This is a genomic window from Streptomyces cinerochromogenes (assembly GCF_014648635.1).
In the GTDB taxonomy this organism is placed as follows: domain Bacteria; phylum Actinomycetota; class Actinomycetes; order Streptomycetales; family Streptomycetaceae; genus Streptomyces; species Streptomyces cinerochromogenes.
In genome coordinates this window covers 81,294-104,323 of the sequence record NZ_BMRM01000021.1, presented here as the reverse complement: position 1 = coordinate 104,323, position 23,030 = coordinate 81,294, and the positions used below count along the sequence as shown (strand labels likewise).

Genomic DNA, 23,030 nt, shown 5'->3' with positions numbered 1-23,030 from the left:
GATGCCGTCTGCTGGTACCAGTTCCCCTCCGCCGGACCCGGATCTCCTCCGGCTCGCCGGCGACCTGTCGCGCGTCCGCGACCGAGTCGTCGAGGAGCTGACGCTGGACGACCCGCCGATCGAGGACGCACTGCAGCATCTGATCCGCCACCCGGGCAAACTCCTCCGCCCCGCCCTGGTACTCGGCTCCGCTGGACTGGTCGGTGCCGACGCCCCGGTCAGTGAGCAGGTGGTCACCGCGGGCGCTACGGTCGAACTGCTGCACCTCGCCTCCCTGTGCCACGACGATCTGTGCGACCGGGCCGAGGTTCGCCGCGGCGTGCCCACCGTCAACGCGCGCTACGGCGACGACGCCGCCTTGGTGGTCGGCGACTATCTGCTCGCCTCCGCGCTCGGGCTCGCCGGCGCACTGGGCCCGGAGGCGGCCACCGCCGCCGCACGCTGCGCCCGGCGGATCTGTGTCGGGCAGCTCATCGAGCTCCGCGAGACCGGCGACGTGGGCCGCACCGTCCCCGGCTACCTCGCCGCTGTCGCCGGCAAGACCGCCGAACTCATCTCCTTCAGCGCGCGGTTGGGCGCCCTCGCGGCCGGCGCCGACGAAAGCCGACAGGAGGCTCTGTCCGCCTTCGGCCACCACCTCGGAGTGGCCTTCCAGATCTGGAACGACCTGGGTGACCTCACCGCACCGGGCGAAGGCGCCGGCCGGGACCTCGGCAACGGCGTCTACACCCTGCCCGTCCTCTACGGCTTGGAGGCGGCCGGTGACCGGCTGCGTCCGCTGCTGTCCGCGTCTCCTCGGGACCGGACGGTCGCCGAGGTGGTCGCCGTCCTGCGCGAGTGCGGTGCACTTGATCGGGCCGCCGGCACCGCGGCCGGCCGGCTGAGGTCCGCCTTCGACCGCCTGGAAGCCGCCGGCCTGCCTCGGCCCGCCGGCGTGACGGCGCTGCGAAGGATGCTGGCCCGTCTCCTTCCCGAGGTGGCGGAACTGCTCGACACCCCGCCCAGGACCACTCGACCCGCGGAGGCGGCGCGATGACCACCGCGAAGATTCCCAGGCTCGCGCCCGCCGAGGTGTTGCGGTTCGCCACCGACCCGTTCACCGGGATGCTGCGCGCCCAGCGCCTCCACGGGGACGTGGTGGAGGTCGGGTACGGCCGTCAGCGCTCGACCTTCCTCTTCGGGCCGGAGGCCAACTCCTTCGTCTTCGCCAACCCCCACCTGTTCTCCTGGCGTGACTCCTTCGAGGTGATGCTGCCGGTGCTGGGGGAGAGCGCCCTGCTGGTGAGCGACGGCGAGGGCCACCGCAGGCGCCGCCACCTGGTACTGCCCGCCTTCCACCGCCGCCGCATCGAGGACTACGTCCGTCTCATGGCACACAACACCGCGGCCACCGTGAGCGGTTGGGTCACAGGCCAGCGCGTCGACCTCTACCGGGAACTGCGCGCGCTGATCCGCCGCAACACCGTCGAGTCGCTCTACGGCTCCCGGCTGGCCGCCCAGAACGACGCCATCGGCGCTCGGCTGCAGATCGCCCTCGACGCCACGGACCTGCCCCTCGGCCTGCAACTCTTCCTCACCCGCCTCCCCAATCCGGTCACCGCCCGGGCCAAACGGGCCCGTCGCTGGGTCGCCGCGCGCGTCCAGGCCGAGATCGAGCACCGGCGCCGGCATCCCGAACCGGACGGGGACGGCCTCGGCGCACTGCTCGCGGCCGGGGCCGGCGAGCGCTGCCCGCTCGACGACAGTGAGATCCAGGACCAGGTGATCAGCCTGATCGTGGCCGGTTACGAGACGACGAGTGCCGCCATGGCGTGGGTGGTGCACGCCGCACTGAGCACCCCGGGAATCTGGGAGCGGGCCCGGGAATCCGTCACGTCGCTGCTCGGCGAAGCTCCGGTGACCGTGGAGGCACTGGAGAAACTCGACTACCTGGACGGTGTGGTGCAGGAGGCGCTGCGCCTCCACCCGCCCGTGGTCGTCCTGCCGCGGGTGACGGCCCAGGACGTCGAATTCGCCGGCCACCGGCTGCCGGCCGGCACCCGCCTGGCAATCAGCCCGTACGTGACGCACCGGATGTCGCGGGTCTGGCCCGAGCCCTCCCTGTTCGTCCCCGAGCGGTGGCACAAGCGCCATCCCTTGCACCGGGAGGTGACCCCGGCCGGCTTCCTGCCCTTCGGGGGCGGCCGCCACCGCTGCATCGGCGCGCCATTCGCGACCGCCGAACTCAAGACCATCCTCGTGGAGCTGCTCCGACGGACCGACTTGACACCGTCCGGCCCGGTGACCCCGGTCAGCATCATGGCCATGCGCCCGCGCCGGGGAGTCCCGGTCGTGGTGCGCCGACGAAAGGCAGACTCGCGCGCATGAGGATTTCGATCGTGGGTGGGGGCATCGCCGGCTTGACCAGCGCCCTGAGCTTGCACGCGGCCGGTTTCGAGCCACGGGTGTACGAGGCGGCGCGGACCATCGAAGCGGTCGGCGTGGGGATCAACCTGCTGCCGCACGCCGTGCGGGAACTCGCCGAACTGGGCCTGGCCGACGGGCTGGACGCAATAGCCCTGCGCCCGCGCCGGCTGAGCTACCACGACCGGGACGGCTCGCCCGTGTGGGAGGAACCGCTCGGCGTCGACGCCGGTTACCGCTGGCCCCAGTACTCGGTACACCGCGGCCGCCTGCACCTGCTGCTGCTCGCCGCCGCGCGCGAGCGCCTGGGGCCGGACACCATCCGCACCGGCCTGCGGTTCCAGCGCTTCGAGCAGACCGCGGGCGGCGTCCGGGCCCACTTCCTGGACCGGGCGAGCGGCACCCCGGTGACCGAGGACTCCGACCTGCTGGTCGGTTCCGACGGCATCGACTCCGCCGTCCGTGCCCAACTGCACCCGCAGGAGGGGCCCTCCCACTGGAACGGCGTGCACATGTGGCGCGGCGTCGCACCGTACCCGCACATCCTCGGGGGCCGCTCGATTGTCGTGGCCGGAGGCAGCCCCGGTGACAAGTTCGTCGCCTACCCCATTGAGGACCCCGCGACCGAGGGCGGCGACGCCCTGATGAACTGGGTGCTGGAGACGCGGCACATCCCGTCCGCCGCACCGCTGGACCGCTCCAGCCGCCTCGTCCCGCTGTCGGAGGCCCGCGCCGGCCTGGCGGGCTGGAACCTGCCCTGGATAGACCTGCCCACCCTGATCGGGAACTCCTCGGCGATCTTCGAATACCCGATGCTCGACCGGGACCCGCTGCCCCGCTGGAGCTTCGCCCGGGTCACACTGCTGGGCGACGCCGCGCACCCCATGTTCCCGATGGGGATGAACGGTGGGTCGCAGTCCGTCGTCGACGCCCGGGTGCTGGCCTGGTGCCTGGCGCGGGAGCACGATCCAGTGGCCGCGCTACGCCGTTATGACGAGCTGCGCCGCCCGACGGTCAATGCCATCGTGCTGAGCAACCGGAACCTGGGACCAGAACAGATCATCGCCAGGGCCGCTGAGCACGGCGGTCCGCTGCCCGCCGGCCAGTCCGAGGCCATCGCGAACGGCTACAGGGAGCTGACCGAGGCCACTGTGTCCCAGGTGAATTCGCACCCTTCGTGGACGGTGGCCCGCCACGCGGCCGACCGGGTCCGCTGAAGGCCCGCATGCCCCCCAACACCTCCCGTGCCCGCATTCCGCGGGCTGCCTGGGCGCTCAGCTGAGGCTCGTAGCCGAGGACGATGCCGTTGGCGCCGTTGGTGCGCACATCGAGGCGCGCGTGCCCGTCGGCGGTCTGCGACTCGATACCCGCCGGCCGATTGATCTCCTGCCTGATCGAGAAGCATCGAGCCTGGCCGCCTGGCTCACCCAGCGGCCAGGGATCGAGGTCGTCTGCCGGGACCGCGCCCCGCTCTTCGCGGAAGGCGCCACTGCCGGGGCACCCCAGGCGAAGCAGGTCGCGGACCGCTGGCATTCGTGGCACAACCTCGGGGAGGCCGCTGAGCCGGCTGTCGCCCGACATCGCCAGTGCCTTCGCGTCATGGCCCCCGATCGCGAGACGAAGGCCGAACCACCTGCGCCGCCCGAGGAGAAGGCGGATTCGCCATGGGGAGCGATCGGTTCGCCAACCGTGTCCGAGCCAGGCACGCCACGGTCCACGCACTGCTGGAAACTGGCCACAACCGTCACTCCATCGGGCGTCAGCTCCAGATGACCCACCGCACCGTCAAGAGCCTCGCCGACGCTGCGAAGCCGGAAGACCTCGTTCGCGGCCAGTGGCAGCGCAACCGGACCTCCGTCCTCGACGAGTACAAGCCCTACCTGGACACACGTTGGGACGAGGGCTGCACCAACGCCTGGAAGCTCCGGGAGGAGATCGTCCCCTTGGGCCATCGCGGCAGCTACGGCCGGGTCAGCGCCTACCTCCGAGAGAAGCGCACCTCGCCACGACCGGTCGCCGCGCGGTCGCCGACACCCCGCGTGGTGACGCGATGGATCCTCAGCCGACCCGAGACGCTGACCGAGATCGAACAGCTCCGGCTCAAGGTCGTCCTGGCCAACTGCCCCGAACTCGATGCCCTGACCGGTCACGTCCGGTCCTTCGCCCGTATGCTCACCGAGCGCCAGGGTGAACGACTCCCGCAGTGGCTCGACGCCGTCCGCCAGGACGACCTGCCCAGCCTCCACACTCTCGCCGCCGGCATCGACCGCGACCGCAACGCGGTCATCGCCGGCCTGACGCTGCCCTGGAACTCCGGCGTCGTCGAAGGCCACGTCAACCGGATCATGACGCTCGCGCCAGATGTTCGACCGCGCCGGCTTCGACCTCCTGCGCAAGCGTGTCCTGCTCGCATGACGAAGCCTGCCACCTCGCACCGCAAGAACAGCTATACCGGCTCCTCGTACAGATCGATCTCGGAGGGCCTGCGACCGAGTAGCAGCGCGAGACGCCCCTCCATAGCGGCGAACCACTCATCCAGCTCCGCATCGGCATCGTGGAAGAACCAGGAGTCGAAGCTTCCCAAGGCATCCAGGTCTGGTTCGGCCTCGTATCGGAGTTCGCAGTGAACTTGCACGTGTAGTGGTCGTGCTCGCCGTCATCGTCGGTGACGTCGAACTGCCGGGTGAGGCCCACGGTGAACATCGGTCGCCCACTGAAGGCGTACGTGCCGTGTCGAAAAAGCAAGCCGTCGGAGTCGGGCGTGGCCGCTGTGTCAAAGCGCCAGCGCCCGAAACGCACGAAGGCGAGCCAAGCACCCCGAGTGGTCCGCTCGGCCATCTCCGACTGCCCGGTCGCCAGCTCGGCCCGCGAGAAGTCGAGAGCTTCCTCCGGCCGCGGTCTGTTGGGCACGTCGGATCCCTTCGCACTGGCTCGGAACGCTCGGTGACCGCTGCACAGAAGCTGTGCCAGAACCACTACTCGTGAACAAAGCCAGTCAGCCGAGCCAGAGAACCGAACCACGTACAGGCGCCCCCGTGTGCTGTTGATTCTGTACGCGGCGGTCAGCCGGCCGGCGGCGGTTGCGCGGACGTCCTGGCCCTTGATGTTGCCGGCGTCCAGCGGCGGTCGGGGCGTGATGCGTGCGAGCGGGTTACCTGTGGCAGACGTCAGAACGTGCCGCCGGCGTCGTGGCCACCGATGTCGTGGCCGCCGCCGTGGTGGCTGCCTCCCGCGTCGTGGTGGTGCGTGGTGTGATGCCCGGCGCTGTGGCTGCTTCCACTGCCGGAATGGTGGGTGTGATGGTGGTGGGTCGGCTGTGACGATCCACGACTGTCATGGTCAAGGAGGGGGTGAGCGGCGCTGGAGTCCCCCGCCGCCTTCACCGCCCCGTTCTTCTTCGGCTTCTTGTTCGGCGCCGTGTTCGGCGGTTGCTGAGCGGGAGGCGGGGACGGCTTGGCCGGCTTGGCCGGCTTCGGCTTTGTCACCGGGGGAGGCTTCGCCGGGGGCTCGTCCTTCAGCCACGCTGCGATCCACTGCCAGGCGAAGTAGCCGACGACCGCCCAGAAGCCGATGCCGAGCAAACCTGCCATCAGGTGCACCTCCAGTGCATATACAGCGGCGCGGGGTCAGGCCTCGATGTGGGCGACGACCACGATCGTGCGCAGCGCGGTGATGAAGTAGATGATCCGGACGTCGTCGCGTAGTCGCGCAGGCCCGGGTGGGAGCCGAGGATAGGAGCGCCGGCGACGGGGTCGACGGACAGCACCGCCAGGGTGCGCTCCAGGGCCAGCAGTGCGGCTTCGTCGGTCAGGGCCTCGATCTGCTTCTCCGCCGACTCGGAGAAGATGATGCCGGCCCGGGGCGGGAGTGGCGCGGCATCAGGCGACGTGGCTGCGCGCGGTGTGCAGCTGCGCGAGCTTGCGTTCACGCAGCTCTTCTCATGGCGTGCAGGTCGCCGGGTCGGGCAGGCCGCTGAGCGCGATGTCCTCGAGTACGGCCGCCAGGCGGTCGGCGTTCTCGCGGGTGCGGGCCGCGAAGGCGCGCAGTGCGTTCGCGCCATCGGGCGTCAGCGCCTCCCGGCCGGCGGCCGGGAGCTGGACGTCGTCGGGTGCGGGCTGGTCGCTCATCAGGGGCCTCCAGGACGGAGTTGCGGGCCTGTTGCCACGGTAGCGGCCCCGCGGGGCCGCCCGTGCCCGCTTGACCGGACATCACGGCTCAAGCCGAGGCTGATCCTCCCCGGGCGCTGCCGACGGGACGGCCTGCGTGGTGCGGGAGCCGGCCAGGCGCTCGCGGTGCAGGCACCGCTCGCGCCACCAGGCCAGCCGGTCGGCGGACTCCTGGACCGAGCTCCGAGCGCAGATCGCCGGCCGCCCAGCGACACGCCGACACTGTCCGCTTCGTGCTGTTCGAGGCGCGGCCGGCCGGTCTGACCTTCCCCCAACTGGTCACTGACTTTGGCGGCGTGATGTCGTTGAGGGCTGACGATGTGTGATCGTCGCGGTATGCCTGTGGTGTGAGATATCCGCAGGGTGGTGGGCTGACGCGTGAACGGCAGGCGTTTCGCGAGCGGATCCGGCTGGAGGCTGCGGAGCGATTCGCCGCAGGTGCCTCCAGGGTGGAGGTCGCCAAGGACTTACGGGTGAGTGTGCGCTCGGTGCAGCGCTGGCGCCGGGCCTGGCACGACGCCGGCACCGAGGGGCTGCGGTCTCCCGGGCCCGTGTCGCGGCCCAAGCTGGGTGAGCCCCTGTAAGTGGGAGGAACATCTGCTGGTCGGTACGTTCGACCTGTGGCTGTGCGACGACCCGGACCGCCCCAACACCTGGCTGGTGGTCAGCGTCGGCCTGTGGACCGAGCCGCAGCTGTTCGACCCAGAGCCCGCCGCCCGCTGCGGGCACTTTGACTTCACCCCGCACCACCCGCTGCTGTTCTTGCCGCCTCCATTGGGACCGGCGACCTTCACCGCCGGGGTGACCGGTGGCGCCTTCCCCGACAAGAGCTCCTCGCGCACCGTGGCCGCCGACGCGATCGGCGTGGCCCACCAGTGGACCGTGAACGACCCGGTCGTCCTGGTCGCACGCGTCCGCCGTGATCTCATTACGCTGCTGCCCCATCTGCCCGCACCGCACTGAGACTAGGGCGTATTGTGAAAGTGGGGATGGGGCTCACAGGGCCCAGGAAATTCTTGGGCGGCCAGGGATGTTGATCACGTCATGACTCAAGGACCAGCGCCTCGCCCACTGTCCGACGAAGCCCTCTCCGATCTGCTCGGCAAGCAGCAGTTCGGCACGCTCGCCACTGTCAAGCGCAGTGGCCATCCACACCTGACCACCATGCTGTACAGCTGGGACTCCGAGGCCCGCATCGTGCGGTTCTCAACGACGGTCGACCGCATCAAGGTCGGCCACCTGCGACGCGATCCGCGTGCCTCACTGCATGTGCAGGGCGGCGACGTGTGGTCGTTCGCCGTCGCCGAAGGCGAGGCCGAGGTCTCGGAGATCACGAGGGTTCCTGGCGATGCGGTTGGTCGGGAACTGCTCGGAATGATCCCGCAGGCTGCGAAGCCGGAGAATGAAGACGCGTTTCTGGAGGAGCTGGTTGCCGAGCGCCGAGTGGTCATCCGGTTGAAGGTGGACCGGATGTACGGAACAGCACTCGACATCGACAGCTAGGACGAATCGGGTCGGTGCTGGTCATAGCCACTCGTTGATGGCTGCGACCAGCGCGGTCGCGTGATAGTGGACGGCGAGTTTGATGCCCCATGGATGTCAAGCAGCAGCTGGTGTGCCGTGCCACCGTGCTTCTGGGGACGATCATCTGGTAGATCTCTCGTGCGACGTAGCGTTTGAGGCAGCGGATGGCTTCCCGACAGGTCTTGCCCTCGCTGGCGCGCCGCTCCACGTAGTCGCGGGCGCAGGTGTCCCAGCGCAGGCGAGCTAGGACGATGGTGTAGAGAGCGGGGTTGGCTTGGCGGTCGCCACCTGATCCTCGCGGTGAGGTCGTTACTGGTCACTGCCGGCCAGCACACATCCACAAGATCGTGTTACGAGCTCTCAGGGCTCCCAAACATCAAGGCCCTGGGCAAGCTTCGCTACGTCGTCGAGCAGACCTTCTCGCTCCTGCACCAGTTCAAGCGCCTGGCCGTCCGCTGGGAAAGACGCCTTGACCTGCACGACGCCCTCGTCTCATGTGCCTGAGGCCTCATTTGCTGGAGACGTCTCAAGAAGGTCCGCAGCAGATCAGAAGGGTGGCGGCTCGGAGCTGAGTGACTCGGTGTATCCCAGGGACCACCGTCCGGGAACGATCTCGCAGATCGCATCCAAATCGGCGCGTGTCCGGCCCCGGATGTGAAGCCAACTGTGGGCGCCCAGGCCGTCTTGGCGCAGCAGCTTGCCGGGGGCAGAGAACCAACGCACGGGAAACTCTTCCGGACCGGTCCACATCGGGTAGTCCGGCAGTTGGATCCGTTGAAAGTGTTCGGGCACCGCATCAAGCAGGTCTGCCGGCAGCTCGCAGGCGTTGTACAGCCGTCCTCCGCCGCCGAGCAGCGCCTCGCTCAGTACGAGCTCGACGCAGGCCACGGATACCTGGTCCATGAACGGCACCCAGCCGTGCCGCGCGTGGACGAGCACTGAGGGATCGTCTTGGTCAAGGTCGGTAAGGCGCACGCCCCAGAAGGCGCAGCCCTGGTTCTCGCTGCGGAATACGAGGACACCGCCGTACTCGTCGTGCACAAACATCTCGTGAGGCGGCAGCAGGGGGTCCTGGTTGGCGACCAGGTCGGTCCGGGCTCCGGCGAGCGTATAGAACTCGTGCAGCGCAGTCGGCAGCGAGCAGCCGAGAGCCGCCTCCGCCTGCGCCAGTTCCGCCTCGGGCGTGCCGTCGCCCTCGGTCAACCGATCACCCCAAGCACCAGCAAAACTGCGGATGCCCAGGCCCGCTCCCGATCGGAAATCCCGCCGTCCAGAGCCTCGGCCACGTCGAAGCTGCCACTCATGCCACGCAAGGTATCGGAAGCCTGAGCCGCAGCACCAAGAAGCCATCGGGCCACCCATGGGCGAGCGACCCTCCAGGAACGGTCGGCAGCTCACCAGAGCGGCCAGTATGGATCCGACGATCGCCATCCCTCGACGACCACTTCCAAGACCGTGTGACGAGCTCTTAGGCGATGGGCAGCCGTGCTTGCTGTCCTACCGCGGCGCGTGATCAGATGGCGTCAGCATCGCGTGCCGGTGACGGACTGCGTCAGGCATGGAGGTGTGGAATCGAAGGGGCCGCCATCCGTGGCTTCCCGTGACGGCGACCGTGTAGTCGCCTTGAGTCAGCAGCTTGCGCAAGCGCATCAAGAACTGCGTCGCCAGATCAGCGAGATCAGGACAAGCCTCGGACGCCGCCGGTTGAGCGACGATGTACTTGTCACCCATTGCTTGGCCTTCTGTGCCGCGCTGACCTCGCACCACCAGGGTGAGGACAACGGGATGTTCTCCGAATTACTACGAGAACGCCCGGATCTTGCTGCGACGGTCGCGAAACTTGTTGAGGACCATGAGCTGATCGCCTCGATCCTGTCTCGGGTGAGGGAACTCGCTGACAGGGCTGCAGAATCGCGTGGTTCAGCCCTGGAGTCGATCGGGGGCGAGCTCGACGGATTGGCGGCGATCATGGAGTCTCACTTCAGCTACGAAGAGCGGACGATCAGTAAGGCGCTCGACGACGGAATACCTGATACGGGCTGGTCCGGCATGGTGTTCGAGTTCGGCTTGGCGTGAAGTATCTGATCCGGCGCGGCGAAGTAAGGGGTAGTCAGCCGTCGGTCGGCAGGGCCTCGGCGAAGTCGCGTGATGCCCGGTTTGTGTTCGTGAGGTACCAGGAGGTGAGGGGCGCCGAACGCCGCAAGCCCCACGAACTCGTGTGCTGATAGCTTCGCGTCCGTGATCGTGTATCCGCTGTGGCATGTCGGCCACCAGAATGAAGCCGGCGACGACGGCTCGACAGTGCACGTCGATGAGAGCGGCGTGTTCTGCGATGAGGAGGACGGTGACGACGTAAAGCTGCTCGGCATCTACTCAACCCTCGAACAGGTTGAAGAGCGCATACGTCAGGCTCGACTGCTACCAGGCTTCCGTGATGAACCGGAGTGCTTCCACTTCGACGCCTACGAGCTCGATGAGGACCATTGGACCGAGGGCTTCGTTCGAGTTCCGCCGGGCGAGTAGGCCGGTGGGCAGAGCCCCGGTGGGATGCCGTTCCGTGGTCACGTAAGCCCCAGGGCTTCGGCGTAGTTCCATGACGTTCGGTTCGCGATCACCCGAGGCCGAGGAGCGTGAGGGGTCGGCCAGGGTCGCGGGCGTTGCGACGGAGGCCGGCCGCGATGTACTTCAAACCGGCTGTGCGGAGAGCTCCGATGGCGAGGTTGCGCCAGGTGGCCGTCGAGCGGGGCGCGTTAGCGGTCCGCAGCTGGGAGGCGTCCTTGGCGAAGGTGGTGTCCCGGACGTGGACCAGGGCCTTGATCCTCAGGAGAGCGAGTACTTCGCGCAGCGGCATGCCGTGAAGGCGAGACCTGCACCGAGCAGGGGAAAGACCCTGATGCCGAAGGCCTGCGCGGCGCTGACCGGGGCCCGCCCTAGACGGCTGCGGTCGTCGGGGTCGGGTGCGGTCGTGCCCTCACGGATGGCGGACATGCCGAAATGCCTCCCAGGCATATGGGCGGTTCGGCTGCCCAGCGCCTGACCTGACTCCGCCGCCGCGCCGGCCGGGGGTCACCTTGTCCACGCGTCCAGCTTGTCCTGCCACCTCCACCTCCACCTCCACCTGCGCCCCGGCCCGAGCCCGCAGCGCGGTGTCGGCCTGGGCGGTCACGCTGGTGTGGTGCAGAACTGGTGGGCACCGCGCAGCGTGGTGCGTAGATTCCGCTGGGTGGCCCGGCTGTCGAGGCGTACGTCGAGGGCACCGGGAAGCGTGCTGTGGGCCCGCAGGCCCTTGGGCAGCCGGGAGGCGTCCAGGCCGTCACGCCTGGCGATGAGGATGCCGAGCTCGTGACGGCTCACCGCGTCGGGCCCTGCGAGATGGTGGACGCCGGCCGCGTCGCCGCACGCCAGTTCCAGGAGGGCGGCGGCGAGGTCGGCGACGTGCACCGGGCAGCGGATGTCGTCGGTGAACAGGACACCGTCGCGGGTACCGGCGGCCAGTTCCTGCACAACGCGCTCATGCACGGAATCCCCGTCGCCGATGATCAGCGACGTGCGGGCGACGACGGCCTGCGGATGCACGAGGAGGATCCCGGTCTCCGCTGCCGCCTTCGCCGCCCCGTATGGGGTGACGGGGTCAGGGAGGCACGACTCGTCGTAATGGACTCGGGCGCCGGAGAACACCGCGTCGCTGGACACATGGACCAGGCGGCTTCCATGCTTCGCCGCGGCCATCGCCAGCCGGACGGGCCCCTGAGCCGTCACCGCCCAGTCGGCGTTGCCGCTGGATGCGTTGACGACAAGATCCGCGCCGACTTCGGTCATGACGGCGTCCACGCGTCCGGGATCCCGCAGGTCAAGTTGGTACCACGCGGCGTGGGACGTGGTGCCGGGCTTGGTCGCGTAGGTCGCGGCCGTTGCGTGCCCGGCCCTTGCCGCCTGCCGGATCAACTCGGTGCCCAGGAAGCCACTGCCGCCGATGACCAAGACCGTCATGACGCGACGGTAGACCGTCCCGGCCGGTATCGGACACGGCACTGCGGAAATCATCGGCGGGCGCCGCGCCGATCCCGGCGTCAGCGAGGTGTATAGCCTCGGTGGCCGTCCAGCACCGGGCCGGGACGGCCGTCGCGGGGTACGGCTGCCCGGCCAGGCCGAACCCGGTGCCGGTGGCCTCCTGACGAGTCCTGGTCGCAAGCCCGAAACCGCTTCAGGATCCTCGACAGGCGGGGAGTTCCAGCGATGGGCCACCGAGGGTGACGTGGCCCGCTTCCGGATGATGAAACCGGACCACCGTCAGCGATGATCCGCCGGTCCCGGCGGCGTACCGCCGGCCCCGAACGCAGCGCTCTGTGCTGGCACGCAGCACACGACACGGCTGCGGGACAGGACTGCTCGAGCCGGCCGCCTCAGGCCAAACGATGTGGCAACCCAAGGGAGCCTGCAGACGACAGTTCCCAGTTCGTCCAGCGAACGGCCCCGACGATCCCGGGCAGTGGACGAGACGGTCGGGAACGGTTCGCTGATCCACCCAGCCGGCACCCGTATCACGGGTGAGCCGCGATGAGGTACGGGCGTCACCTCCGGTCGCTACGATGCGCGCCGGGGTCGCGTCCCAGGAGGGCGCGAGAACGCTTCTTGAGGGGGATCACCTGTGTTCGTGCTGTCCATCGTGCTGCTCATAGCGGCCGTCGTCCTCTTTCTCGTCGGCCGGCACCGGGAGGTGACGGGCTGGAAGCTCGGGGCGGCGCTCAGCGTCGTGGCGGGGCTGCTGGCGGCGACGTTCGCCTGTGTGCATGTCGTGAGTGCCTACGAGGTCGGCGTCCCGGTGACCTTCGGGAAGACCGGTACGCCGCTGACGCCCGGCGTGCACTTCAAGTCGCCGTTCACCGACGTCACGTCCTTCTCGACCCGCCCGGTCGATCTCGATCTCAACGGCAAGGACGTCGTCGAGGTCCGCTCCTCGCAGGGCGGTCTGCTGTATGCCGACGTCACCATCAAGTGGGCCGTGGTGCCGGCGAAGGCGGTCGAGCTGTACCGGCTGGCGGGCAGCGAGGAGGCCGTCGAGCAGCGCCTGGTGCTGCCCGACGCCCGCGAGATCATCCGCAACGTCTTCGCCAAGCACACCAGCGAGGAGGGGTACACCTCCGCGCGCGAGCAGATCGGCTCCGAGATCGCTGGCCTCGTCAAGGAGCGTCTGGCGCCGCGCGGGATCGACGTCACCACCGTCAACCTGCGCAATGTGAGGCCGTCGGACAGGCTGCAGGACCAGATCGACAAGAAAATCCAGCAGGAGCAGGCCACCGAGCGGGCCACGGAGGCGGCCCGTACGGCGAAGGCGGAAGCGGAACGCAAACGGATCGAGGCGGAGGGCATCGCCGCCGCCAACAAGATCATCGCACGCTCGCTCAGCGACAAGGTGCTGTACAACGAGTGTCTGGAGGCCTACAAGGAGGCCGCCAAGGCCAACCCGGTCTACGCGGTCCCCTGCGGCACGGACGCCAACGGCACACCGGTGATCGTGGACAGCGGGAAGAGGTGACACCAGGCGTCGAGAGAAAGCTCGGCCGCTGCTCCCGCGTGGCGGGACATGCAGCTGATCGAGCCTCTCTTGCACGTTCAGAGCGGTATGGCGTTGCTCCTACATGATGGATATCGCGCTGATCACAGCCGAGTAGATGTACCGCTACCTGCGCCACGTCGTTGTCCGTGACGGCCGCCGACCGGCCCGTACGACCCTGGTCCAGGCGCTGGAAGCGACTTGGAAACCCGGCCGGGCGATGGATGGGCCGGGGCCTTGCCGTCCTGGTACTGCAACGGTGCTTGCCGTGACTAGCAGCCAGGTCAGTGGCTGTGTCCGCGGCGTTTGCAGTGACTGGTGCGGCTTGGTGTTGACGTCGTCTGCGCCAGGTCGACCAGTGCCGATGTGCTCGACGGGTGTAGGTCCTTGTCCGCGATCGCACGGCGGACCATCGCCCTTGGCCATGGCCACCTTGGTCTCGAAGACGACCTCGTCGTCGATGCCGGCCCTGTGGCACCTGTCGCGGTCGTCGGTCCAGGAGGTGGGCAGATACAGACGCCGGTCGATCAGCGTCCGCCCGCGGCCGGTTGCATAGGCGAGGAAGACGCCGATCCGGCAGTTCTCCGTCCGGCCGACGGTGCCGGAGTACTGCCGTTGCACCCCTGCCGACCGTGCCCCCTTCTTCAGGAAGCCCGTGTCGTCCACGACCAGGACGGCGTCGAGGTCGTCGAGGTGGTCGACCACGTACTGACGCACGTCGTAGAGGACCTCGTCGGCGCCCCACTCGACCCGGTTCAACATCCGGTGGATGCGGTCCGGGCCCGCATGGCCGGCTTCCTCCGCCAGCGTCCAGCCGTTCTTCCGCTGCAGCGGAGCGATCAGACCCCGCATATGAGCCAGTGCGGAACCCCGGGGCTCCGATCTGCGGAAACGGTGCGCGAACCGCCCATGCACAGCTTCCAATTCGCCCGCCCACAACCTGGCATCAGCAAGGCCCCCACCCATAACCACCCCAACGACCAACCTGGCCATAAGTCACAGCAAGCACCGTTGCAGTACCAGGCCCCCACGACCCGCAGCCCGTCGTCGGACGCAAGCAGGCCCCACAGTCTCAGGCCTCCAGTTCAGAGAGGCGCTCGAGGTCGTCATGGGCGTACTCCCGCTCCTCGTCGGTGAGATGGATTGCGGAGGCTCGGGTGAGCGCGGACCTCGCGGTCTCTTCGTCATCGAGGCGCACGGCTACATCCGCACGCAGCACAAGGAGCCGAAGCAACTGCACGGGCGTGGGGGGCTCGTCCTCGATGCGTAGCGCCCGATCGATGATCTTCGCGGCGCCCGCGAGGTCCTCCTTCGAGTCCGCGAGCAGGGATGCGTGATGGAGGGCTCGGGAAAAGGGATCCTTGGGCGCGGGTCGGTGGTGCTGGTCCTGGCTCGTCTGCTGTCCGATGCGGATGCAGTTGCCGCCCGGATCGGTCAAAAGGAACTGCCGCATGCCGTATGACGTGTCCTTCAGCGGCCCGATTCGCGGCAGCCCGCGGGTCGGGATTCTTCCGTACGCCGCCTTGAGGCCAGCCCGGAAGACCTCGTGCAGCCCATCGACATCATCGGTATGGACGTAGCACGTGCTGTAGGACTCGGCCGGTTCGTACTTCTTCAACGCGAAGAAGTGGAGCTGAATGCCGCCGCGCTCCACGACCGCGTACGGGTTGGGGCTCTTCTGCTGGAAGGTCACCTCGAAGCCGAGGACGGTGTAGAAGTCGAGCACAGGCTGGATGGTTCGGCACGGCAGGATCGGGATGGTCGTCTCCATGCCGACAGCGTAGTCAAATTTGAGTAGTAGGGGCGAACGGATTGGCCTCCACCCGCCGCTATCAACGGGCGCATGGTGCGGCAGCCCTAGTACTGCAACGGTGCTTGCCGTGACTTCGCCCCAGAGGGCGACCGCCAGCCGTCATGGGGCGCATGTCAACCGGTCTAAGTCGATCCTCGGTCGCCCCGAAGGGTGACCGTCAGGCTGCTCAGCTCGTCGCCGTCGGCGAAGGCATCGACGTTGTGATCCCCAGCTGCCTCCCGGAGGGCGACCGTCACCTGCTTCTCACCAGCGACCTTGTACGTCTCAAGCTGGTTGCGACCCTAGTGCTGTGACCGGAAACGATCACCGGGTTGCTGTGCTGTCACCTCGAAGGCGGCACATCCCGGGGACGCGAGAATGAGCGCCATGGCAGTGAAACGTGAATGGACGTACGACGGTACGGAGCTGGCTTGGCTCCGAGACCGGCTTGGCCGCGCGGAGTCTGGGCCTGGGCACGTGGTGTCCGAGCTTGTACCGACCGGGTACGAGGCATACGTGCGGATCTTTCATCGCTTCGAGGCCACCGATGGGTCGGGCCGTAGCCGCACGTGGCAAGCCTGGGCCAAGGACTCCGCCGTCCCGTTCCATGCTGAACTGTCCCACTGGTGGCTGCGGGATGAAGGCTGCAGTTCGGGACGCTCCCTGTGGCAGGCCGAAGACGGAGCTCTCGACGACAGCAGTCGGCGGGCGCTGGCTGGTGTACTTGGCGAGGTGTCCGGCGACCAGGTCGTCTACTTCGCCTACGATCTCGCGGCCCTGCTCTGGGGCGAAGATCAGCCGCTCATTCGTCGCGCTTCTCTGGCGGACCTGGAGACCGTGAGGGAAGCGGTGATGAACGTGGTGGGGCAAAGCGGCCCGGAGTTCTGGTGGCCGCAGGATCGCAGCTGGGTGGTCACGACCGACTATGACCTGTTGTCGACCTACGTTGGCTGCTCGGCGAAGACTGCTGAGAGGCTCCTGGGTGACGATGAACTCGAAGCCCTGCCGGTCACCCCGCAGACCCGCGTCGACTGGGAAACCGAGCAGCCACACCACCAGTGACCACGCCGACTCTCACGCGACGAGTGGCCGCCTGCCCCAGCGCATGCCCTTCTCGCTGCGGACGCGGACGCGGACGCGGACGCGGGCGCGTTCGCGCCGCTGAGCGGCCAGGACGTCGGGGCGCCGGGCATTCAGGTTGCGCCAGCGGAGGTAGCGGTGCAACTCCCGGGTCTGGACGGTGTGGTTGGGATGGTTGGAGTTGGCGAGGGTGAGTGGAGACCTGGCCCCGGGCGGCGCGGGAGGTCGCCTGCAAGTGACCGGTCACCGGCTGCGGTGCAGTGCGACCAGCAACTGCCAGACCTGGTCCGCGGCTTCCTCCGGCGCGGCCCTTAGCAGCCCGTGCAGCCAGTCCGCGAGGACACCCGCGAAGGTCGCCGCCACCGCCGACGCGACCAGCGGGGCGTCAGCCGCGCCGGCCAGTTCGCGCTCCTCGAGGCTGCGGGCCCGCAGGTCCCGGTGCAGCACCCGGCCGAGCGGCCCGCCGCCGCCCGGCGCGAGCAGCGACCGGTACAGGGCCGCGTGCGGGGCCAGACCGGTGAAGAACTCCCGCAGCGCGGGCGGGGCGTGGACCGGATCGGGCCGCCCTCGCCAGGCGTGCAGCGCGTCCACCGCCTGCCGTACGACGTCCGCGCACGCGTCGACCGCCAGCGCCTCGATGCCGTCGTAGTGCACATAGAACGTGGCCCGGCCCACCCCGGCCCGGCGCACCAGCGCGGCCACGGCGACCTCCGCCGGCGGTCGCTCAGCGCACTCGGCGAGCAGGGCGGCGCGCAGCCGGGCGCGGGTGCGCGCCGCCCTCGGGTCCTCGTGCGGCGCCCGGCTCATCGTGCGGCGAGGACGGCGGCCAGCGCGAGCGCGCCGGGCAGCGCCTGGGCGAACAGGATGCGGCGGTTGGCCGTGGTGGCGCCGAACACGCCCGCCACCACCACACAGGACAGGAAGAACACCTGGACCCGGAAGCCGGTCGGGTCGGAGGCGAGAAGCCCCCACACCAGCCCGGCCGCGAGGAAGCCGTTGTAGAGCCCCTGGTTGGCGGCCAGCGGAGCGGTCGCCCGGGCCGTCTCCGGGTCGAACCCGTGCAGCCCCCGCCCCGGCTTCCGCTGCCACAGGAACATCTCCAGCACCAGGATGTACATATGCAACACGGCCACCAGGCCGACCAGCACGTTCGCCACGATTTCCATGAGCAGCGAGCCCTCCCCTTCTTGGACAGGTGTCCAGGATAGCTGGACACCTGTCCAAGGAATCACAGGGTCCCGCCACCCCCCTCGGCGCAGCTCCGGTGCCCGTAAGGCCAGCTGGATCTCGAAGCGGGCTGCCGGGGCGTGCAGTAGCTCACCGAACAGCTCGTCCAGCTGCCGCATCCGGTAGCGGACCGTCTGCGGAGCCACCGCGTCCGCGTGTTGCTGGAGCAGTCCCAGTCCACTTCGGGCCCCTCGCCGCGCTCGGCCGCGCTCAGCATCTGTGCCCAGTCTTCGGCCGTCAGCCCGACCATGCCGAACGCTTCGGCCAGCGTCCGCCCCGACCTCCTGCACGCCGAAGCCGATCGCGGCGACCAGGTGCACGATGCTCCTGGCGAGTCCGGCCCTTCCGCCTCGGCGGGCACGTCGCCGCCGGCTTCGAGCGCGGCGCGTACCAGGGCGGGGTTCGCTGCCCCGCAGTAGGGCTTCATGAGCCGGCCGGCGACCTCGTACAGCGCGTCCGGCCCTTCCTCACCCCCCGGCCGCGTCGCGGGCGAACGCCACCAGGCGCTGCGGCACCGACTTCTCCAGCGGTCCCGGTGCCGGAGCCCCCGAGCGGGGGCCGTTCGAGAGGTCCTTGTATGGGTAACCACTCCAGCACGGCCAGCCGCCGGTCTCGCCCCTGCGCCGACGTGGCCCGGCCTCGTCCAGGCGGGAGCCAACCACAGCGCCTTCACCGAGCCCGGCAACACCCCGAGGTGAGAGGGTCAACCACCCTGTCGAGTGACGCCGCATCACCTGTCGGGCGGCCCGTGGCTGGAGATTCAGGAGCGCCGGGCGCCGGCCGGGGACCACCGTGGCGCAGACGACAGGCCCGACCACGAGGCCGACCATGCCCGGGGCGAACCCGACCGCTCGGGCGTGCCCGAAGCGACACGGAATCCGAACAAGCAATCTAATACCGGTATGGACGTGACCGACTTCCCCGACGGCCTCGTGCGGACGCAAGCCGCCTGGAACACCACCTACCAAGCGGTCGCCGCGCCCGGACCCCGAGACACCACCGCCCTGCGCCGCCGCCTGCTGCTCCTGTCCGTCCGGCTGTGGTGGCACCCCTACTGGGAGACCGCCCCCTCCGTGCCGGCGGCACGCTCCGCGCTGCGCCACCTCCCCCGCGCCCACGGAGCCGTCCGGGCCGCGAAACCGGTCGCCCCGCCAGACCAGGAGCACGGGGTTACGGCAAGGGTTGCGCCCATCTGTTGTGCCAAGGGTCGCGCGGCCCGCAGGACCGTCCCCGCGTCCGCACCAGATCACGACGCGGCTTTAGCCGTGGTCGGCCCCTTGACATCCCCGTCTGGTTGCTCTGCCCGTATTCCTTGGCTGGTGTGAAGGAGGAAGGGACGGCCGGACGGGCGGCGCGGCCGGGGATCGGGGCCCGCTCAGCCGGTTGCGCGTCGGCCGGCGCCCGTCGCGACTCGCCGCCGTCAGCCCGGTGGCGGAGCCGGGACGGGAGTCGCCGGCGCCCCGGTGCTGTCCTCCCGGTGCTGGGGCCCGGCAAGGGGTGAGGCGGGAGAGTCCCGCCGGATGGCACCCGATGGCCTTCGCACACTCGTTCCGCATAGGCTTGCCGCTGGCCCGAGTCGCGCCCAGTGGCTGCGGGAGGTCAAGGAAGTGGAGGGCCGATGCCCGAGCAGGCTTCGGCATCCGAGGACGGCGCTACTGACAAGCGCCTGCATCTGGTGCCCGACGAGGTCGTCGAGGGCGGCCGGATGGAGGCGGTGCGCCGCTACGACATCCTCGACACCCCGCCCGACGGCGCGTTCGACCGGGTGGCTGCGCTGGCAGCCCGGCTGTTCGACGTCCCCGTGGCGACGGTGACGATCGTGGACGAGGACCGGATCTGGTTCAAGGCCGCGCACGGCCTGGACGGGGTCAGCGAGATCGGCCGGGACCCGGGCCTGTGCGGCTCCGCGGTGCTGCGCGACGATGCGCTGGTGATTCCCGACACTCTGCTCGACGACGTCGCCTGCGGCAACCCGCTGGTCACCGGTCCGCTGGGAGTTCGGTTCTACGCCGCCGCGCCGATCGCCACCGCGGACGGGCACAAGCTGGGCACGGTCAACGTCCTGGACACCAAGCCCCGCTCCATCACCTCCGACCAGACCGCCACCCTGACCGATCTGGCGGCGATCGTGTTGGACGAGATGGAGCTGCGCCTGTCCGCGCTGCGCACCGTGCGCCAGGAGCAACGCGCCGCCGAGGCTGAGCGGGCGGCCCGGGAGCAGGCGGAAAGGGACAAGGCGGCGATCGCCTCCTTCGCCTCCACCTTGCAGCGCACTCTGTTGCCGCCGGCACTGCCGACAGTGCCCGGCCTGGAGCTGGCCTGTCACTATCACACCGCGTCCGCGCACGACGTGGGCGGCGACTTCTACGATGTCTTCCCCCTGCCCGCCGGGAAGTGGGGACTGTTCCTGGGGGACGTGTGCGGCAAGGGCGCCGAGGCGGCCACCATCACCTCTCTGGCCCGCTACACCCTGCGGGCCTCCGCCCAGCACACGGATGATCCCGTCGCGGTACTTGAGGCTCTGAACAGCGCCCTGCTGGCCGATGTGTGGGCGGGCAGCAGGTTCTGCACCGCTTTCTTCGCCACCCTCACCCCTGACGCGGCCGGCGGCTTCACCGTGGAGCTGGCCACCGGTGGGCACCCCCCGGCCTACCACCTCAGCCCCGCCCCGCCCGAAGCCGGGTCCGCCACCCACACGCGGGTGGAAGCGGTCCATCCCAAGGGCGGCATGCTCATCGGGGCCTTCCCTTGCGCCCGCTTCGCCTCCACCACCCTCCACCTCGCCCCCGGTCAGGCCCTGCTCCTCTACACCGACGGCCTGACCGAGGCACACACCAGCACCGGCACCATGCTCGGTGACGAGGGCCTGACGGCGTTCCTCACCACTCGTCCCGCCTCGTGTGGGGCGGCGCAGTTGATCCAGGACACCGTCGGTCTGCTGCACGCCCTGCCCGAGGGCGCGAGTGACGACGTCGCCCTGCTGGCTCTGTCGGTTCCCACTCCCGACCAGGCCGCCGCCGCGACGGGGGCCGGATCCACCGCACACACTGCCGCCGCGCCCGCCGGCGAGGAGCACTGACACCATGACCGACGACATCGAGCTGACCCTGACCGCCACCTCCGGTCCCGCAGCGGTCGCCACCGTCACGGGTGAGATCGACCTGCACACCGCACCCGGCTTGCGTAGCCGCGCGCTGGAGCTGATCGGCCGGGGCCACCACCACTTGATCCTGGACCTGTCCGGTGTGGGCTATTGCGACTCCGCCGGGCTCAGCGCACTGATCGGCATCTGGCACGGCGCCCAGGACGCCGGCGGCTCCCTGACCCTGGCGGCCATCCCCGACCGGCTGATGCGCATGCTCACCCTCACCGGAGTGGACAGCCTCCTGCCCCACTACCCGAGCACTGCCGACGCGCTCAGCGCCCACCAGGGCGCTCGCAACGCCGTCTGAACCGCTTTTTGGCCAGTCTCGACGTTGCGGGGGTGGCGCGATTCGTCGCCAGGCGGTCGACGGCATCCTGCACCGGGTCCGAAACTTCGCCGGGGAGGTTCCTTTCACACCCGGACGGCCCAGCTGTCCGCCACCGGCCTCGCAGACGGACGTAGCGCGGTGCCGGTGACCGAACGGCCGCCGGGGGAGCGCATGCAGATTTCTCCGGCCTGGCCCTGGCCGCAGCGTCCGGTGCTCGCCACTCGACCGCGTCGCCGGGCTCACCATAGGAAGTCGACGGCGTCCGGCCGCGGCCAGGGCTTCGGGTGCCGCAGCGGCTGCGGCGCCACGGTGTTCTCCATGCAATGCGTCTGCTTCGACCCGGATTCGATCTACGTCACCGGGCCGGGTGCGTACGTGCCGGGGTTGGAGGACATCCGCACTGCGGTCTCGCCTACGTGAGCGTGCGTCCGGACCCGCGGGCACATCGCTGGACCGGTCCTGCCACCGGGGACATCGTCGCCTGGGCGGATGAGTGGATCATCAAGGCGACCTCGCCCGACGGCACCGCGCTCGACATGAGCGGCGTGTCGTCCGACGTGCTGCGCCGGCGACCGGACGGCACCCACATCTACCTGGTCGACAACCCTACGGCCACCGGTACAGCGACGCTTGACTGACTGCGCTCGACAGTACTGCCGACCGCAGGCGAGCCGTGTGGCCCCCACCGGTGGGGCGAACCTCGAGGCGTCGGCCAACACGTCATGCACCTCATGAGGCAGCCGCGGCTCCCCGGGACGCTGCACCGGAACGCCGAGAATCAGTCGCTGCGGCGGCTGTTTCGGCCGGTCCACCCGCGCAGACGATGGGGCTCAGACCGACCGGCAATAGGGTGGCCCGGAGGTGGGAGGCAGCCGAGCGGCCAGGGGCTAGGCGATCACGGAGTCCTCTACGCTCAGTAATCGCAAAGGACAGCCTGACCGCACTGCCATAGTGCCTATTTGATCCCTCCCGTAGGGCAGTGCAGGGTGTATCCATGGCATGGACAGCACCACCGGTCGAGCGCACCAAGCAGCTAGGGGACCTGGGTACCGTAACTGAGCGTCAGATGTTGGAGGGTTGGCTGAACTGGCACCGGGAGACGTTGCTGGCCAAATGCGCCGGGCTTGAGCCGGCCCAATTGGCGCGGACGACCGTAGAGCCGTCGAACCTCACCCTCCTGGGCTTGGTCCGGCACATGGCGGAGGTGGAGCGATGGTGGTTCCGACGAAGCTTTGCGGGTGAGGATATCGGTGATGTCTTCACCGGCCCGTCCGATGGCAATGAGGGACTCGACGGAGTGCGCGCAGCCGATGCGGAGAGAGACTTCGGACTGTTCCGGACCGAGGTCCACGCGTGTGACGCGGCGGCGGCCGGACACGATCTCGACGAGACCTTCGTGTCCTCTCGCGGAGTTTGCCTCAGCCTGCGCTGGGTCTACGTGCTGATGATCCAGGAGTACGCTCGTCACAACGGCCACGCTGACTTCCTTCGGGAGCGGACCGACGGGGCGACGGGCGACTGAGTTTCCTTCTCTGGCCGACCGGGCAGCAGGTGCCCCGGACGTGGTGGGGGCTCCGAGTGGCCACGGGGCCACGCGATGATGGAGTTCTCTGCGCTCGGTGATCGCGAAGGACAGCCGTGCCCGCACTGCCGTCTTGCCTGCTCGAACGCCTGTGGAACCAGTTCGTGGCGACCATCTCGTCCGCGATCAGCATCATGTCGTTCTCCAGATGCAGGCCCCACTGGCGCATGACGTCGGCCACAAGGTCGCGGGCGTCGGGGACCGCGCTGGATACCGGGGCGTAGTCCCG

The 23,030-nt window shown here is 69.2% G+C and carries 24 protein-coding genes and 7 pseudogenes; 18 read left to right on the top strand and 13 right to left on the bottom strand.

Annotation, left to right across the window (positions count from 1 at the left end; genetic code table 11):
• Position 1: 1 nt before the first annotated feature.
• The 5 genes and pseudogenes from IEZ20_RS32830 to IEZ20_RS32810 all read left to right on the top strand — a co-directional run bounded on the left by IEZ20_RS32830 (position 2) and on the right by IEZ20_RS32810 (position 5,030).
• Complete coding sequence (locus tag IEZ20_RS32830) at positions 2-1,036, top strand: polyprenyl synthetase family protein (protein WP_189305436.1); 1,035 nt, start codon at positions 2-4, stop codon at positions 1,034-1,036.
• Entirely contained in the window at positions 1,033-2,367 is a 1,335-nt protein-coding gene (locus tag IEZ20_RS32825; protein ID WP_189305434.1) for a cytochrome P450, read from the top strand. Before IEZ20_RS32830 ends, IEZ20_RS32825 begins: the two co-directional genes overlap by 4 nt.
• Positions 2,364-3,620 carry an FAD-dependent monooxygenase gene (locus IEZ20_RS32820; RefSeq protein ID WP_189305432.1) on the top strand — a complete coding sequence of 419 codons (1,257 nt, stop codon included), beginning with the start codon at positions 2,364-2,366 and terminating at the stop codon, positions 3,618-3,620. Before IEZ20_RS32825 ends, IEZ20_RS32820 begins: the two co-directional genes overlap by 4 nt.
• Positions 3,621-3,762: 142 nt before the next feature.
• Positions 3,763-3,943: pseudogene (locus IEZ20_RS40905) on the top strand (transposase); the annotation flags it as partial.
• 229 nt (positions 3,944-4,172) lie between these two features.
• Positions 4,173-5,030 (top strand): hypothetical protein, encoded by an 858-nt coding sequence (locus IEZ20_RS32810; protein WP_229896392.1) that lies wholly within the window; start codon positions 4,173-4,175, stop codon positions 5,028-5,030.
• Positions 5,031-5,570: 540 nt separating this feature from the next.
• Here IEZ20_RS32810 and IEZ20_RS32805 read toward each other — a convergent pair.
• Positions 5,571-5,993: a hypothetical protein gene (locus IEZ20_RS32805; RefSeq protein ID WP_189305420.1), complete on the bottom strand. Its 423-nt coding sequence runs from the start codon at positions 5,991-5,993 to the stop codon at positions 5,571-5,573.
• A gap of 348 nt (positions 5,994-6,341) precedes the next feature.
• Positions 6,342-6,530: a hypothetical protein gene (locus tag IEZ20_RS32800; RefSeq protein ID WP_189305418.1), complete on the bottom strand. Its 189-nt coding sequence runs from the start codon at positions 6,528-6,530 to the stop codon at positions 6,342-6,344.
• 218 nt (positions 6,531-6,748) lie between these two features.
• On the opposite strand from IEZ20_RS32800, the pseudogene IEZ20_RS32795 reads away from it, so the two are divergent.
• From IEZ20_RS32795 to IEZ20_RS32780, 4 genes and pseudogenes are all read left to right on the top strand, one after another.
• Positions 6,749-6,850: pseudogene (locus IEZ20_RS32795) on the top strand (RacP protein); the annotation flags it as partial.
• 66 nt (positions 6,851-6,916) lie between these two features.
• Positions 6,917-7,144: pseudogene (locus IEZ20_RS40510) on the top strand (helix-turn-helix domain-containing protein); the annotation flags it as partial.
• Positions 7,140-7,532: a hypothetical protein gene (locus tag IEZ20_RS32785; protein ID WP_189305414.1), complete on the top strand. Its 393-nt coding sequence runs from the start codon at positions 7,140-7,142 to the stop codon at positions 7,530-7,532. The pseudogene IEZ20_RS40510 and the gene IEZ20_RS32785, both read left to right, overlap by 5 nt.
• A gap of 81 nt (positions 7,533-7,613) precedes the next feature.
• Entirely contained in the window at positions 7,614-8,072 is a 459-nt protein-coding gene (locus IEZ20_RS32780) for a PPOX class F420-dependent oxidoreductase (protein WP_189305412.1), read from the top strand.
• Between the two features lie 118 nt (positions 8,073-8,190).
• On the opposite strand, the pseudogene IEZ20_RS40900 reads toward IEZ20_RS32780, so the two are convergent.
• Both IEZ20_RS40900 and IEZ20_RS32775 read right to left on the bottom strand, forming a co-directional pair.
• Positions 8,191-8,382 (bottom strand): annotated as a pseudogene (locus IEZ20_RS40900) (IS110 family transposase); the annotation flags it as partial.
• 257 nt (positions 8,383-8,639) lie between these two features.
• The gene (locus tag IEZ20_RS32775; protein ID WP_229896390.1) at positions 8,640-9,296 is read right to left on the bottom strand and encodes an SMI1/KNR4 family protein; all 657 of its coding nucleotides are present in this window, start codon (positions 9,294-9,296) and stop codon (positions 8,640-8,642) included.
• 387 nt (positions 9,297-9,683) lie between these two features.
• Here IEZ20_RS32775 and IEZ20_RS32770 point away from each other — a divergent pair, with 387 nt between their 5' ends.
• On the top strand, positions 9,684-10,169 hold the full coding sequence (locus IEZ20_RS32770; protein ID WP_189305410.1) for a hemerythrin domain-containing protein: 486 nt from the start codon (positions 9,684-9,686) through the stop codon (positions 10,167-10,169).
• A 162-nt stretch (positions 10,170-10,331) separates the two neighbouring features.
• Positions 10,332-10,616, top strand: a complete 285-nt coding sequence (locus IEZ20_RS32765) for a DUF7336 domain-containing protein (RefSeq protein ID WP_189305408.1) — start codon at positions 10,332-10,334, stop codon at positions 10,614-10,616.
• 88 nt (positions 10,617-10,704) lie between these two features.
• On the opposite strand, the gene IEZ20_RS32760 is transcribed toward IEZ20_RS32765, so the two are convergent.
• The 3 genes from IEZ20_RS32760 to IEZ20_RS32750 form a co-directional block, all read right to left on the bottom strand.
• Positions 10,705-10,944 carry a hypothetical protein gene (locus IEZ20_RS32760; RefSeq protein ID WP_308434713.1) on the bottom strand — a complete coding sequence of 80 codons (240 nt, stop codon included), beginning with the start codon at positions 10,942-10,944 and terminating at the stop codon, positions 10,705-10,707.
• Positions 10,914-11,081 carry a hypothetical protein gene (locus IEZ20_RS32755; RefSeq protein ID WP_189305406.1) on the bottom strand — a complete coding sequence of 56 codons (168 nt, stop codon included), beginning with the start codon at positions 11,079-11,081 and terminating at the stop codon, positions 10,914-10,916. Before IEZ20_RS32755 ends, IEZ20_RS32760 begins: the two co-directional genes overlap by 31 nt.
• A 174-nt stretch (positions 11,082-11,255) precedes the next feature.
• Positions 11,256-12,083, bottom strand: a complete 828-nt coding sequence (locus tag IEZ20_RS32750) for an SDR family oxidoreductase (protein ID WP_189305404.1) — start codon at positions 12,081-12,083, stop codon at positions 11,256-11,258.
• Between the two features lie 664 nt (positions 12,084-12,747).
• Here IEZ20_RS32750 and IEZ20_RS32745 point away from each other — a divergent pair.
• Positions 12,748-13,629: a prohibitin family protein gene (locus tag IEZ20_RS32745; protein WP_229896389.1), complete on the top strand. Its 882-nt coding sequence runs from the start codon at positions 12,748-12,750 to the stop codon at positions 13,627-13,629.
• A gap of 404 nt (positions 13,630-14,033) precedes the next feature.
• Here IEZ20_RS32745 and IEZ20_RS32740 read toward each other — a convergent pair.
• Both IEZ20_RS32740 and IEZ20_RS32735 read right to left on the bottom strand, forming a co-directional pair.
• A pseudogene (locus IEZ20_RS32740) lies at positions 14,034-14,613 on the bottom strand (IS701 family transposase); the annotation flags it as partial.
• 106 nt (positions 14,614-14,719) lie between these two features.
• Positions 14,720-15,418: a bleomycin resistance protein gene (locus IEZ20_RS32735; RefSeq protein WP_189305400.1), complete on the bottom strand. Its 699-nt coding sequence runs from the start codon at positions 15,416-15,418 to the stop codon at positions 14,720-14,722.
• A 399-nt stretch (positions 15,419-15,817) separates the two neighbouring features.
• Here IEZ20_RS32735 and IEZ20_RS32730 point away from each other — a divergent pair, with 399 nt between their 5' ends.
• Positions 15,818-16,501: a hypothetical protein gene (locus IEZ20_RS32730; RefSeq protein ID WP_189305398.1), complete on the top strand. Its 684-nt coding sequence runs from the start codon at positions 15,818-15,820 to the stop codon at positions 16,499-16,501.
• Positions 16,502-16,513: 12 nt separating this feature from the next.
• Here the strand turns inward: IEZ20_RS32730 and IEZ20_RS32725 are convergent.
• From IEZ20_RS32725 to IEZ20_RS40835, 4 genes and pseudogenes are all read right to left on the bottom strand, one after another.
• A pseudogene (locus tag IEZ20_RS32725) lies at positions 16,514-16,714 on the bottom strand (hypothetical protein); the annotation flags it as partial.
• A gap of 48 nt (positions 16,715-16,762) precedes the next feature.
• Positions 16,763-17,326: a TetR/AcrR family transcriptional regulator gene (locus IEZ20_RS32720; RefSeq protein WP_189305394.1), complete on the bottom strand. Its 564-nt coding sequence runs from the start codon at positions 17,324-17,326 to the stop codon at positions 16,763-16,765.
• Complete coding sequence (locus IEZ20_RS32715) at positions 17,323-17,685, bottom strand: DUF1304 domain-containing protein (protein WP_229896398.1); 363 nt, start codon at positions 17,683-17,685, stop codon at positions 17,323-17,325. The genes IEZ20_RS32720 and IEZ20_RS32715 overlap by 4 nt, the downstream gene beginning before the upstream one ends.
• Before the next feature lie 111 nt (positions 17,686-17,796).
• Positions 17,797-17,892, bottom strand: a pseudogene (locus IEZ20_RS40835) (helix-turn-helix domain-containing protein); the annotation flags it as partial.
• A gap of 756 nt (positions 17,893-18,648) precedes the next feature.
• On the opposite strand from IEZ20_RS40835, the gene IEZ20_RS40955 reads away from it, so the two are divergent.
• From IEZ20_RS40955 to IEZ20_RS32695, 5 genes are all read left to right on the top strand, one after another.
• A complete protein-coding gene (locus IEZ20_RS40955; RefSeq protein WP_506004963.1) occupies positions 18,649-19,071 on the top strand; it encodes a DUF8825 domain-containing protein in 423 nt (140 codons plus the stop codon).
• Between the two features lie 293 nt (positions 19,072-19,364).
• On the top strand, positions 19,365-20,825 hold the full coding sequence (locus tag IEZ20_RS32710) for a PP2C family protein-serine/threonine phosphatase (RefSeq protein ID WP_229896388.1): 1,461 nt from the start codon (positions 19,365-19,367) through the stop codon (positions 20,823-20,825).
• 4 nt (positions 20,826-20,829) lie between these two features.
• Positions 20,830-21,198: an STAS domain-containing protein gene (locus IEZ20_RS32705; protein WP_189305390.1), complete on the top strand. Its 369-nt coding sequence runs from the start codon at positions 20,830-20,832 to the stop codon at positions 21,196-21,198.
• Positions 21,199-21,635: 437 nt separating this feature from the next.
• Complete coding sequence (locus IEZ20_RS32700; protein WP_189305388.1) at positions 21,636-21,857, top strand: Cif family virulence factor; 222 nt, start codon at positions 21,636-21,638, stop codon at positions 21,855-21,857.
• A 356-nt stretch (positions 21,858-22,213) separates the two neighbouring features.
• Positions 22,214-22,741, top strand: a complete 528-nt coding sequence (locus IEZ20_RS32695) for a DinB family protein (RefSeq protein ID WP_189305386.1) — start codon at positions 22,214-22,216, stop codon at positions 22,739-22,741.
• Positions 22,742-23,030 lie beyond the last annotated feature (289 nt).